Origin of the sequence: Nocardiopsis suaedae (assembly GCF_027706745.1) — a bacterium.
GTDB classification, from domain to species: Bacteria; Actinomycetota; Actinomycetes; order Streptosporangiales; family Streptosporangiaceae; genus Nocardiopsis_A; species Nocardiopsis_A suaedae.
Map to the genome: position 1 here is coordinate 1 of NZ_JAQFWP010000017.1, position 12,314 is coordinate 12,314.

General features: G+C 71.0%; 10 protein-coding genes and 2 tRNA genes. 6 read left to right on the top strand and 6 right to left on the bottom strand.

All coding sequences use genetic code 11. The features are described from left to right. Positions 1–48 precede the first annotated feature (48 nt). Positions 49–867: an ABC transporter ATP-binding protein gene (locus tag O4U47_RS11260; protein ID WP_270677743.1), complete on the bottom strand. Its 819-nt coding sequence runs from the start codon at positions 865–867 to the stop codon at positions 49–51. Positions 868–1,080: 213 nt separating this feature from the next. On the opposite strand from O4U47_RS11260, the gene O4U47_RS11265 reads away from it, so the two are divergent. Beyond that, positions 1,081–1,650: a (2Fe-2S) ferredoxin domain-containing protein gene (locus O4U47_RS11265; RefSeq protein WP_408638956.1), complete on the top strand. Its 570-nt coding sequence runs from the start codon at positions 1,081–1,083 to the stop codon at positions 1,648–1,650. A gap of 79 nt (positions 1,651–1,729) precedes the next feature. Here the strand turns inward: O4U47_RS11265 and O4U47_RS11270 are convergent, their stop codons facing one another. The 5 genes from O4U47_RS11270 to O4U47_RS11290 all read right to left on the bottom strand — a co-directional run bounded on the left by O4U47_RS11270 (position 1,730) and on the right by O4U47_RS11290 (position 7,260). Then, on the bottom strand, positions 1,730–3,352 hold the full coding sequence (locus tag O4U47_RS11270; protein WP_270677744.1) for an MDR family MFS transporter: 1,623 nt from the start codon (positions 3,350–3,352) through the stop codon (positions 1,730–1,732). Positions 3,353–3,454: 102 nt separating this feature from the next. After that, a complete protein-coding gene (locus O4U47_RS11275) occupies positions 3,455–4,150 on the bottom strand; it encodes a TetR/AcrR family transcriptional regulator (RefSeq protein WP_270677745.1) in 696 nt (231 codons plus the stop codon). A gap of 145 nt (positions 4,151–4,295) precedes the next feature. Beyond that, the gene (locus O4U47_RS11280; protein WP_270677746.1) at positions 4,296–6,179 is read right to left on the bottom strand and encodes an ABC transporter ATP-binding protein; all 1,884 of its coding nucleotides are present in this window, start codon (positions 6,177–6,179) and stop codon (positions 4,296–4,298) included. A gap of 303 nt (positions 6,180–6,482) precedes the next feature. Continuing rightward, on the bottom strand, positions 6,483–6,968 hold the full coding sequence (locus O4U47_RS11285; RefSeq protein ID WP_408638957.1) for an adenylyltransferase/cytidyltransferase family protein: 486 nt from the start codon (positions 6,966–6,968) through the stop codon (positions 6,483–6,485). A gap of 221 nt (positions 6,969–7,189) precedes the next feature. After that, positions 7,190–7,260: transfer RNA gene (locus tag O4U47_RS11290), tRNA-Gly, on the bottom strand. Positions 7,261–7,372: 112 nt separating this feature from the next. On the opposite strand from O4U47_RS11290, the gene O4U47_RS11295 reads away from it, so the two are divergent. The 5 genes from O4U47_RS11295 to clpX all read left to right on the top strand — a co-directional run bounded on the left by O4U47_RS11295 (position 7,373) and on the right by clpX (position 12,190). Continuing rightward, a tRNA-Pro gene (locus O4U47_RS11295) sits at positions 7,373–7,447 on the top strand. A gap of 250 nt (positions 7,448–7,697) precedes the next feature. Continuing rightward, positions 7,698–9,089 (top strand): trigger factor, encoded by a 1,392-nt coding sequence (tig, locus tag O4U47_RS11300; protein WP_270677747.1) that lies wholly within the window; start codon positions 7,698–7,700, stop codon positions 9,087–9,089. A gap of 260 nt (positions 9,090–9,349) precedes the next feature. Then, positions 9,350–9,916 (top strand): ATP-dependent Clp protease proteolytic subunit, encoded by a 567-nt coding sequence (locus O4U47_RS11305; protein ID WP_270677830.1) that lies wholly within the window; start codon positions 9,350–9,352, stop codon positions 9,914–9,916. 71 nt (positions 9,917–9,987) lie between these two features. Next, positions 9,988–10,650 (top strand): ATP-dependent Clp protease proteolytic subunit, encoded by a 663-nt coding sequence (locus tag O4U47_RS11310; protein WP_270677748.1) that lies wholly within the window; start codon positions 9,988–9,990, stop codon positions 10,648–10,650. A 265-nt stretch (positions 10,651–10,915) separates the two neighbouring features. Then, a complete protein-coding gene (gene clpX / locus O4U47_RS11315; protein ID WP_270677749.1) occupies positions 10,916–12,190 on the top strand; it encodes an ATP-dependent Clp protease ATP-binding subunit ClpX in 1,275 nt (424 codons plus the stop codon). Positions 12,191–12,314 lie beyond the last annotated feature (124 nt).

Here is a 12,314-nt window from a genome sequence, read left to right on the forward strand (position 1 = left end):
GGTGGGGGCGGCGCGCGGGGGGGGGGGCCCCGCGCCGCCGCGGTGCGTTCAGGCGCCCTGTCCGCCGGCGGCCGCGGCGCGGGCGCTCCAGCGGCCCGCCCGCCGCTCGATCTCGATCGGGTGGTCGAAGCACTCCGAGACGAACTTGGAGGTCAGCACCTCGTCGGCCGGGCCGCACGCCACCGTGCGCCCGGCCCGCAGCAGCAGCGCGTGCGTGGTGGTGGCGGGCAGCTCCTCCAGGTGGTGGGTGACCATCACGGTGGCCATGTGCGGGCGCGCGGCGCGCAGCCGGTCCACCGCCGCCAGCAGGCCTTCGCGCGCGGCCACGTCCAGGCCGGTGGCGGGCTCGTCCAGGAGCAGCAGGTCGGGGTCGGCCATCAGGGCCCGTGCGATGAGCACCCGGCCCCTCTCGCCCTGGGAGAGCGTGGTCCACGGGTCCTGGGCCCGGTCGGCCGCACCGAGCAGGGCCAGCAGCTCCCCGGCGCGCGCGTCCTGCCCGGGCGTCGGCTCCCAGCGCGGCGGGATCTCGATGCTGCCGGTGGCGCCGGTCAGCACCACCTCGCGCGCGGGCAGCGCCGACCGCAGGTCGTGGCGGGGGTCGACGTGGCCGATGCGCGCCCGCAGCTCGCGCACGTCCACCCGGCCGAGCCGGTGCCCGAGCACGCGCACGGTGCCCCGGGTGGGGTGGGCGCGCGCCCCGAGGAGTGCGAGCAGGGTGGTCTTCCCGGCGCCGTTGGGGCCGAGCAGCGCCCAGTGCTCGCCCGGGCGCACCGCGAGGGTCACCTGGTCGAGCAGGAGCTTTCCGGTGCGGACCAGGTCCACCCCGTCGGCGTCGATGACGTTCCGGTCGCGCTCGTCGGCGGCCACGGGTCACCGTCCTCCCTGGTTCGTGGGCCCTGTCGGACGCCGGATCACCCTACCGCCGGGGACCCCGGGCGCGCGGCGCCGCCCGGCACCGGCCCCTGCACCGGGGGGTAGGCGCGGACCGGGCCGGTGGTCGCGCGGTCGACCTGCGCGTTTACCGTGGGAGGCGACAGTGGGCACATCGCGCCGCGATCGGCGCGGAAGGGGCGCGAGAAGGTGGTAGGGGATCCGTCGGACCGGCCGTGCAAGCTCGTCGTGTGCCGGGGCTGCTGCTGCGGGACCAAGAAGAAGGTCCCCGGGGTGGACCACAAGGCGCAGCTCAAGCGGCTCAGCGGGATCGAGGACCACGAGGGGCGGCCGGTCCCCGTGCGGGTCAGCAAGTGCCTGGGGATCTGCTTCAAGGCCAACGTGGTGGTCGTGCAGCCCTCGTCGAAGGGGCGGGCCGGCGGCGGGCGGCCGGTGTGGCTGGGCGACTTCACCGAGGACCGGCTGGTGGACGAGCTCGACGACTGGCTCTTCCAGGGCGGCCCGGGGGTGGTGCCGGTGCCTGAGCCGCTGGAGCCCCACCTCACCTCCAAGGACGCGAAGAAGCCCAAGAAGAAGAAGCTGAAGAAGCAGCTCAAGAAGAAGCGCAAGCAGGCCGAGAAGGCGCGCGGGGAGCGCACGGCCGCGCCCGCGGAGGGCGGGAAGGGGAAGAAGGGCGCGAAGGGCGGGCGCTCCGCGGACGAGGGCGGCGGCAAGGACGCGAAGAAGTCCAAGGGCAAGAAGAAGAAAAAGAAGAAGTGAGGTGGGCCCCCGGGCCACCCCACTCCCTCTCACCGCTCCGCGCCCCGGGCGCCGCCCGGCGCCGGGGCCCAGACCGCCGCTACGCGGGCGCCGCCACCTTCTCCGGCTCGCCCCCGCCCGGACCGTCGCCCCCGGAGCCGGAGCCGGGCCCCTCGTCCGCCTCCAGGGTGGTCGCCAGCGGCTTCTCCTTGATGAACAGTGACAGGACGAACCCGACCGCCACGATCGGCACCCCGTAGAGGAACACCGGCGGAAGCGCACCCGCGAAGGCCTGCACCACGAAGTCGTGCACCTGGGGCGGGAGGGCCTGCAGCATGTCCGGGGTCAGCGAGCTGAGCCCGGCCTCGCCGCCCTGCATCTGCAGCCCGCCGCCGGGCAGGTCGGCCACCCGCTCGTTGAGCCGCCCGACGAAGACCGACCCGAAGACCGCGATGCCGAACGACGCCCCGATCTGCCGGAAGTAGTTGTTGGCCGAGGTCGCCGTGCCCAGGTACCGCGCCGGGGCCGCGTTCTGCACGATGAGCACCAGGTTCTGCATCACCATGCCCACGCCCAGGCCCAGGACGAGCATCCCGGACGCGTTGTACAGGTAGCCGGTGTCGGCGTCCATCCGGGACAGCAGCACCAGGCCGGCCATGATCACCAGCGTGCCGGCGATCGGGAAGGCCTTGTAGCGGCCGGTGGAGGAGATGAGCCGCCCGGTGGTGATGGTGGCCGCCAGCATGCCCGCCACCATCGGCAGCATCATCAGCCCGGACTCGGTGGCCGTGGCACCGTTGACCATCTGCAGGAAGGTCGGCAGGTAGGACACGGTGGAGAACATCGCGATGCCCACGGTGATCCCGATCAGCGCGGTGAGCACGAAGTCGCGGTTGCGGAACAGCGACAGCGGGATGATGGGCTCGCTCGCCCGGCGCTCGGCCAGCACGAACAGCACGGCGCCGACGACCGCTCCGGCGCCCAGGCCGATGATGACCGGGCTGTTCCAGTCGTACTCGCTCCCGCCCCAACTGGTGAACAGCACGATGCACACGCTGGCCGCGGCGAGCAGCACCGTCCCCAGGTAGTCCAGGCGCGGCCGGGGGCCGTCCGGCTTGGGCAGGTGCAGCACGGCGGCCGCGACGGCCAGGGCCAGGGCGCCCAGCGGCAGGTTGATGTAGAAGATCCACCGCCAGTCCAGGTGGTCGGTGAAGAAGCCGCCGAGCAGCGGGCCGGCCACCGAGGCCAGTCCGAACACGCCGCCCATCAGGCCCATGTAGCGGCCGCGCTCGCGGGCGGGCACCACGTCGGCGATGATCGCCTGCGCGGTGATCATCAGGCCGCCGCCGCCGATGCCCTGCAGCGCGCGGAACGCGATCAGCTGCGGCATGTTCTGGGCGATGCCGCACAGCACGGACCCGATGAGGAACATGCCGATGGCGAAGATGAAGACGTTCTTGCGGCCGAACAGGTCACCGGCCTTGCCGTAGATCGGCATGCCCACCGTCGCGGCGAGCATGTAGGCGGTGACCACCCAGGACAGGTGCTCCAACCCGTTGAGCTCGCCCACGATCGTGGGCAGGGCGGTGGACACGATGGTCTGGTCGAGCGCGCCGAGCAGCATCGTCAGCATGACGCTGAAGAACACCCAGCCGACGTGCGGTTTCTTTCCGCTCTTCCGGCTCGGCGGTGCCGAGGGGTCCTCGGTGCCGGTGGTGGTCATGGATGGATCTCGCTTCCCCGTGGGATGGTTCGGGCGCCGCTCCGGCGGGCGCCGTGTCGGTTCGGTGGGCGGGTGGGCCCGGGGCGGGGGAGGGGCGCCGGGTCAGGCCCGCTCGGCGGGGAGCACGAAGAACTCCCGAAAGGCCTGGAACGTCTCGTCCATGACGCGCTCCAGGTCCTCCCGGAAATCCTCGGGTCCGGGCGCCGGGTCGCAGGGGCCGTGCCCGGACTCCTTGAGCCGGTGCATGGTGAACCGCATCAGCGTGGTGGCCATGAGCGCGCCGAGCTGGGCGCGCGTGCCCTCGGCGTCGCCGTCGCCGAGCCGTTCCGCGATGTCGGCGGCGACCCGCTGCTCGGTCTCGGCGAAGCGGGCCATGACGCGCGGCATCAGCGCGGGCTCCTGCTGTACCAGCCGCTTGCGCTGGTACAGGTCCCGCATGGCCGTGCGGTGCTCCTCCGGGTCGTCGCCGACGAAGGTCATCAGGTAGGCCTTCAGGTCGTCGACGGGGTCCCCCGTCGGGCCGCCCGCGACGAAGACGGCCCGGCCCTCCTCGGACGGGCCCAGCGGGCCGTCGCCCACCAGGGCGTCGTCCTTGGAGGCGTAGTAGTTGAAGAAGGTCCGGGAGGACACGTCCGCGGCGGCGGCGATGTCGTCGACGGTGACCGCGTCCAGCCCGTGCTCCAGGACCAGCCGGACCGCTTCGCGGTGCAGGTTGCGACGGGTCTCGCGCTTCTTGCGCTCGCGCAGTCCCATGGTGGTCCCCCCGTCGGAGCCGGGCCGTCCTCTGACACCCTCCATCTTGCAGCCTCTGCAAAAATGCGGCAACTGAATTTCTGCGTGATCTGAATCCCAGGCGGACGGGGGAATAACGGGAACGCCGGAGGGGGCCGCCGTGGTCGGCGGCCCCCTCCGGCGTCGGTCCCCCCGCGGGTCGGGCCCGGAGTCAGGCCCGGGACTTCTCCTGGGAGGCGAACTGGGTCCGGTACAGCGCCGTGTACAGCCCGCCGCCCGCCAGCAGCTCGTCGTGGGTGCCGCGCTCCAGGATCCGCCCGTCCTCCATGACCAGGATCAGATCGGCCTCGCGCACCGTCGCCAGCCGGTGGGCGATCACCAGCGAGGTGCGGCCTTCCAGCGCGGTGGCCAGCGCCTCCTGCACCGCCGCCTCGGACTCGGAGTCCAGGTGCGCCGTCGCCTCGTCCAACACCACCACCGAGGGCCGCTTGAGCAGCAGCCGCGCGATGGCCAGCCGCTGCTTCTCGCCGCCGGAGAGCCGGTACCCGCGGTCGCCGACCATGGTGTCCAGGCCGTCCGGCAGCGTGTCGAGCAGGTGGCCGAGCTGCGCCGCCCGCATCGCCTCCACCAGCTCCTCGTCGGAGGCCTCCGGCCGGGCGTAGCGCAGGTTGGCGCCGACGGTGTCGTGGAAGAGCTGGGCGTCCTGGGTGACCACGCCGACCGCGTCGCGCACCGAGCCGAAGGTCGCCCCGCGCAGGTCGGTGCCGCCCAGGCGCACCGCGCCCTCGGTCGGGTCGTACAGCCGCGAGACCAGGTGGGTCAGCGTCGTCTTCCCCGCCCCCGACGGGCCGACCAGCGCCACCAGCGACCCGGCCGGCGCGGTGAAGGACACCCCGCTGAGCACCTGGGTGTCGTCGCCGGAGGCCGCCTGCGGCGTCAGCTCCAGGGAGGACAGCGAGGATTCGGCGGCGGTGGGGTAGCGGAAGGAGACCCCGTCGAACGCCACGTCCAGCGGCCCCTCCGGCAGGGGGCGGGCGCCGGGCGCCTCGTCGATCATCGGCTCCAGGTCCAGCACCTCGAAGACCCGGTCGAAGCTGACCAGCGCCGTCATCACCTCCACGTGCACGTTGGACAGCGCGGTGATCGGCGCGTACAGCCGGGTGAGCAGGGTGGCCAGCGCCACCAGGGTTCCCAGCTCGAAGGCGCCGCCGACGACGAGGGCGCCGCCCACCCCGTAGACCACGGCGGTGGCCACGGCGGTGATCAGCCCGATCATGGTGAACAGCAGGCCGCCGACGACGGCCTGGGTGACGCCGATGTCGCGCACCCGCCCGGCCCGGTCGGAGAAGGCCGCGGCCTCCTCCTCCGGGCGGCCGTACAGCTTGACCAGCATCGCCCCGCCGACGTTGAACCGCTCGGTCATCAGCGAGCTCATCTCGGCGTTGAGGTTCATCCCGTCGCGGGAGATCCCGGCCAGGCGGCGGCCGATCAGCTTGGCGGGGATGAGGAACAGCGGCACCAGCACCAGCGCGGCCAGGGTGATCTGCCAGGACAGCACGAACATGGTGGCCAGCACCGCCACCGTGCTGATCAGGTTGGACACGATCGACTGCAGCACCGAGGTGATGGCGCGCTGGGCGCCCACCACGTCGGTGTTGAGGCGGCTGATGAGCGACCCGGTCTGGGTGCGGGTGAAGAACGCCAGCGGCATCCGCTGCACGTGCGTGAAGACCTGGGTGCGCAGCAGGTAGATGACGCCCTCGCCGATGCGGGAGGACATCCACCGGTTGGTCAGGTTGAGCACGGCCTCCAGGACCGCCAGCCCGGCCACGGCCAGGGCGAGCGACGCCACCAGGCCGGTGTCCCGGTTCGCCACGCCCTGGTCGATGATCTGCTTGAGCAGCAGCGGGTTGGCGACCACGATCGCCGACGCCAGCGAGGTGCCGACCACGAACAGCACGATGGAGCGCCAGTGCGGGCGGGCGTAGCCCACGATGCGCCGGGCGAGGCCCTTGGGCAGCGCGCTCTGCTTCGCGCTGCCGTCGTTGACCAGGGAACGGTATATCGGGGGACCGCCCCCGCCCATCATCGCCATTTCGACCTCATTCGCCTTCGGGACAACGCGCGGAACGCAGGGGAGGCGCGGCGAACCCGGCGCAGCCCTGCAGCGTCGTCAACAGCCCTCGCGGGCGCCCTGTTCCCGGGGCCGAGCAGGCGCCGAAGAGGTCGCACGCGCGGGAATACGCGGGAAACGGGGCCGGAACCGGCCTTCGTGGTACGGCGCGGTCCGCCTCCGCACCGCCGCCGCGTCCGGCCCCGGCACGGCGGCCGCGCCCGGAATCCGCGCCCAGAAGCCCGTCCTCAGAGCCCGCGCCCGGAGGCGGCGTGCCGAGCCCGCTCAGAGACTGGGCGACAGGCGGTTCAGCGTCGCGCTGGTGGAGCGCCCCCGGGTGAGCGGGAGCTCCCAGAAGTCGGCCCCGAGGGCCTCGGCGCCGCGCCGTTTGGCGTCGGTGTGCGGGTCGCCGGAGGTGATGGCGAGCGCGGCGGGGTCCATCGGGCGCAGCAGGTCGGCGTAGGCGTCCCAGCCGTTGACCTCGGGAGGCCCGGAGACGATGAACACGCCGTCGACACAGCGCAGGGCGGCCAGCAGCTCGGCGCGCTCCTCGTCGGGGTTGACGGGGCGGTCGGGGCCCTTCCAGGCGCTGACCCGCCGGTCGTCCTCGACGCCCACGACGAGCGGCAGGCCGCGGTCGCGGATGGCGGACAGGAAGCGCAGGTGGCCCACGTGGAGCACGTCGAAGACCCCGGTCACCACGGCGGGGGACGCGCCCCCCGGCGGCCCGGCGATCCAACGGGCCGTCAGCGCGGGAACCTCCATGGGCATGTGCACACCTTCACACGATCGACCGGACGCGGAGCGGCCGCGGGCGGGGCTTGTCCGCCCGCCCCAACATATCCCCGGCAGAGGCCGTTCCCCACGCACGGGGCGCCCGTCGGCGCGCGCCGCCCGTGAGGCGGTGCCCACACCGGCCGACCGGCGGCCCGGCGGACCCCGGGAACGACGAAGGCCGGGTCCGTTCGGACCCGGCCCCCGGCCGTGTGCGGAGCGGGCGACGGGAATCGAACCCGCATGGCCAGCTTGGAAGGCTGGAGTTCTACCATTGAACTACGCCCGCATGGCTCCGGTCCCTCTGAGTTTCCTCTAGACTCGTTGAGCCGACGGGGACAAGACTACAGTCTCCGCAGCGTTGGTCGTACACCCGGACGGCGCGGCCGGCGCGAGCAGTACGGGGAGTAGCGCAGCTTGGTTAGCGCGCATGCTTTGGGAGCATGAGGCCGCGGGTTCGAATCCCGCCTCCCCGACGAGACGTCTATGGCTCCAGGTCCGGGGGCGGTGCGGCTCCCGAGGGCCGTGAGCCCCCGCCGTTCTGCCCTAGACTTGGTGTGATCAGCAGGGGGACGAGTGCGGGACCGGGTCAGGTCCCCGCTCAAGGCCCCGCGGCTCGGATCACTGACTGCTCGGCCGGTGCCGTCCCGGACACCGCGGCCTTGCGTCGTGCCCTGCGTGCCGGGTCGTCCCGGAAAACAGCCGGAAATCTAGGAGTACCGCCCCGTGAAGACCGATGTCGAGGAGCTCAGCCCGACCCGGGTCAAGCTGACCATCGAGGTTCCGTTCAAGGAGCTGGACCACGCCTTCGACGAGACCTACAAGTCGCTGGCCAAGCAGGTCCGGATCAAGGGCTTCCGCCCGGGTAAGGCGCCGGCCCGGCTGATCGACCGCTACGTCGGCCGCGGTGCGGTGATCAGCGAGGCGGTGAACCACGCCGTTCCGGAGCTCTACAACGAGGCCATCCAGAAGGAGGAGGTCTTCGCGCTCGGCCAGCCCGACGTGGAGATCACCAAGCTCGAGGACAACGACGAGCTGGCCTTCACCGCCGAGGTCGACGTCCGCCCCAAGTTCGAGGTGTCCGACTGGGAGGGCATCGAGGTCACGGTCGACGACGCCGAGGCCTCCGACGAGCAGGTCACCGAGCAGCTGGGCAACCTGCGCGAGCGCTTCTCCACCCTGGCCGGCGCGGACCGCCCGGCCGCGGAGGGCGACCACGTGTCCATCGACCTGTCCGCCGCGATCGACGGCGAGAAGCTGGAGGACGTCCAGGCCAGCGGCGTCTCCTACGAGGTCGGCACCAACACCATGCTCGAGGGCCTGGACGACACCCTGACGGGCATGTCCGAGGGCGACGAGGCCACCTTCACCACGAAGCTGGTCGGCGGCGAGCACGAGGGACAGGACGCCGACGTCACCGTCACGGTGCACAGCGTCAAGGTCAAGGAGCTGCCGGAGCTGGACGACGAGTTCGCCCAGCTGGCCAGCGAGTTCGACACCATCGAGGAGCTGCGCGCCGACGTGCGCAACCGCCTCGGCGAGATGCGCCGCGTCCAGCAGCTCTCCCAGGCCCGCGACCGCGCCATGGAGAAGCTGGTCGACTCGGTCGACATCCCGCTGCCGGACTCGGTCGTCGACGAGGAGGTCGACCGCCGCCGCCAGAGCCTGGAGAACCAGCTCCAGCAGGGCGGGCTGACCAAGGAGTTCTACCTGGAGTCCCAGGGCCAGAGCGAGGAGGAGTTCGACGAGGAGCTGAAGACCAGCGCCCGTTCGGCCGTCAAGGCCGGCTTCGTCCTCGACCAGCTCGCCGTCCAAGAGGAGCTGTCCGCCGGCCAGGAGGACCTGACCGCCTACGTCGTCGAGCAGGCGCAGCGCATGGGCGTCTCCCCCGACCAGCTCGCCCAGCACCTGGTCCAGTCCAACCAGCTGCAGATCGCCTACACCGAGGTCGTCCGCTCCAAGGCCATGGACCTGGTCCTGGAGAAGGCCAAGGTGTCCGACGAGTCCGGCAACCCCGTCGAGACCGCCCAGGGCGGCGACGACGAGGCCGAGGCCCCCGCCGACACGTCGGCCGCCGAGGAGTCCGAGGCCGAGGCCGAGGACGAGAAGTCCGAGTAAGGCTTTCGCTCTGACGCTCTGGGCCCCCGGCCGCGCCGCGCGCGTGGGCCGGGGGCCCGTTCGCTTTCTGCGGAATGCGCGGCCTTCCGGGCCGCCCCCATGCGCTCAAAGCGAACAGGCCCGCGAAGCGTGCGAGCGGGACCGTGAAGAGCGTTAGTGTCGCAAGCGTCGCAACCGTTTCGATTTCGGAGCAGGTGACGAGAGTGCCGCCGACCCAGAACGAGTCCACGCGAGTCGAAGCCCGTACGGCCGAGTCGCCTATTCCCCCGGTGTTCGAGCAGACGTCGCAGCGTCTGCTGCGCCAGCGCATCATCTTCCTCGGCCAGCAGGTCGACGACGAGATCGCCAACCGCATCGTGGGTGAACTGCTGCTGCTGTCCGCCGAGGACCGCCAGCGGGACATCACGCTGTACATCAACTCGCCGGGCGGTTCGGTCACCGCCGGTATGGCGATCTATGACGTCATGCAGTACATCCCCAACGACGTGCGCACCGTCAGCATGGGCATGGCCGCGTCCATGGGCCAGTTCCTGCTGTGCGCCGGCGCCACGGGCAAGCGCTTCGCCCTGCCCCACGCCCGCGTGATGATGCACCAGCCGATCGGCGGGATCGGGGGCACCGCCTCCGACATCCGGATCCTCGCCGACGACCTGCTGTACGTGAAGAAGATGTTCCAGGAGCGCATCGCCTTCCACACCGGCCAGACGGTGGAGCAGATCGAGAAGGACTCCGACCGGGACCGCTGGTTCACCGCCCAGGAGGCCAAGGACTACGGGTTCATCGACGAGGTGCTGGAGGGCACCCTCGACGTCTCCGGCCAGTCCTGAGGGGCCGAGTCACGCCTGAGGAGTCCGGGACCGGTTACCCCCGAAGTACGGTGCATGTGGAGGGCCAGAACATGAACGAGTACGCGTACAAGGCGTTCGGCGCCGGCGGCATGGCTCCGCCGAGCCCGCAGAACCGCTACATCCTTCCGTCGTTCGTCGAGCGCACCTCGTACGGCGTCAAGGAGATGAATCCGTACAACAAGCTCTTCGAGGAGCGGATCATCTTCGTCGGCGTGCAGATCGACGACACGTCGGCCAACGACATCATGGCGCAGCTGCTCACGCTGGAGCAGATCGACGCCGACCGCGACATCCAGATGTACATCAACTCGCCGGGCGGGTCGTTCACGTCGCTGATGGCGATCTACGACACGATGCAGTTCGTCCGCCCCGACGTGCAGACGGTGTGCATCGGCCAGGCGGCCTCCGCCGCCGCGGTGCTGCTGGCCGGGGGGACGAAGGGCAAGCGCGGCTGCCTGCCCAACGCGCGGATCCTGATCCACCAGCCCGCCACCGACGTCACCCGCGGCCAGGCCAGCGACATCGAGATCCAGGCGAACGAGATCATGCGGATCCGTAAGCAGCTGGAGTCCACGCTGGCCAAGCACACGGACAAGACGGAGGAGGAGATCTCGCAGGACATCGAGCGGGACAAGATCCTCACCGCGGAGGAAGCCAAGGACTACGGCATCGTCGACTTCGTCCTGCCGTACCGCAAGACCTCCCTGAAGTAGGCGGTGTCCGCGGGCCCGGACGGGCCCGCGGGCCCGTCCTCGGGGCCCGGCCCCACACGCCGCGGGCGATCGGGTGGTGAAGCCGGTCTCCCTCTTCGCTTACGCTCGTAAAGAGCGACGCACAGATCACCCCGCACGGAGTCGGCGCCAAAGGGCATATCCTGCAAGAGCGGATAGGCCCGCTGGGGACGCCTCGTACCGCGGACCGCGCAGCGGGCGCACGGGCGCCGTTGACGGGGCGGCCTACGTTTTAAGGAGTGGCTGGGTGGCACGCATCGGCGACGGTGGAGACCTGCTGAAGTGCTCGTTCTGCGGCAAGAGCCAGAAGCAGGTGAAGAAGCTCATTGCCGGCCCGGGTGTGTACATCTGTGACGAGTGCATCGACCTGTGCAATGAGATCATCGAGGAGGAGCTCGCCGACTCCACCGAGCTCAAGTGGGACAGCCTCCCCAAGCCGCGCGAGATCTACGAGTTCCTCGACTCCTACGTGATCGGCCAGGACCAGGCGAAGAAGGCGCTGTCGGTCGCGGTCTACAACCACTACAAGCGGGTCCAGTCCGAGGGCGACCGCCCCCGCGACGAGGACGTGGAGATCGCCAAGTCCAACATCCTGCTGCTGGGCCCCACCGGTTCGGGCAAGACGCTGCTCGCCCAGACCCTGGCCAAGATCCTCAACGTCCCCTTCGCCATCGCCGACGCCACCGCGCTCACCGAGGCCGGGTACGTCGGCGAGGACGTGGAGAACATCCTCCTCAAGCTGATCCAGGCGGCCGACTACGACGTCAAGAAGGCCGAGACCGGGATCATCTACATCGACGAGGTCGACAAGGTCGCGCGCAAGAGCGAGAACCCCTCGATCACCCGGGACGTGTCCGGGGAGGGCGTGCAGCAGGCGCTGCTGAAGATCCTGGAGGGCACCACCGCCAGCGTGCCGCCGCAGGGCGGGCGCAAGCACCCGCACCAGGAGTTCATCCAGATCGACACCACCAACGTGCTGTTCATCTGCGGCGGGGCCTTCGCCGGGCTGGACCGCGTGATCGACCAGCGGGTCGGCAAGCAGGGGATGGGCTTCAACGCGGTGCTGCGCTCCTCCTCCGAGCACAAGGCCGAGGACCTGTTCACCGACGCCATGCCCGAGGACCTGCTGAAGTTCGGGATGATCCCGGAGTTCGTCGGGCGGCTGCCGGTCATCACCAATGTGCACAACCTCGACCGCGAGGCGCTGGTGCGCATCCTCACCGAGCCGCGCAACGCCCTGGTCAAGCAGTACCAGCGGCTGTTCGAGCTGGACAACGTGGAGCTGGAGTTCAGCGAGGACGCCCTGGAGGCCATCGCCGAGCAGGCCATCATCCGCGGCACCGGCGCGCGCGGGCTGCGGGCCATCATCGAGGAGGTCCTGCTCTCGGTGATGTACGAGGTCCCCAGCCGCGAGGACGTCGGCCAGGTGATCATCACCCGCGAGGCGGTCCTGGAGCACGTGAACCCCACGATCGTCCCGCGTGTGGAGCCGGGTGACGAGCCCGAGGAGAAGAGCGCCTGAGGCGCCCCTAGAGCAGCGACGGAGCGGCCGCCCCTCAGCGGAGGGCGGCCGCTCCGTCGTCGTCCGCGGGGCCCTCGATGATCTCGACAAAAGTGCTGTCGAAACCGCCGGAGTGACAGCACCT

Excerpts from the sequence above, each read along its gene's own strand:
- O4U47_RS11270 (WP_270677744.1), bottom strand. The coding sequence starts at position 3,352 with ATGACCACCACCGGCACCGAGGACCCCTCGGCACCGCCGAGCCGGAAG.
- O4U47_RS11275 (WP_270677745.1), bottom strand. The coding sequence starts at position 4,150 with ATGGAGGGTGTCAGAGGACGGCCCGGCTCCGACGGGGGGACCACCATG.
- O4U47_RS11280 (WP_270677746.1), bottom strand. The coding sequence starts at position 6,179 with ATGGCGATGATGGGCGGGGGCGGTCCCCCGATATACCGTTCCCTGGTC.
- O4U47_RS11285 (WP_408638957.1), bottom strand. The coding sequence starts at position 6,968 with ATGCCCATGGAGGTTCCCGCGCTGACGGCCCGTTGGATCGCCGGGCCG.
- O4U47_RS11310 (WP_270677748.1), top strand. The coding sequence starts at position 9,988 with ATGAACGAGTACGCGTACAAGGCGTTCGGCGCCGGCGGCATGGCTCCG.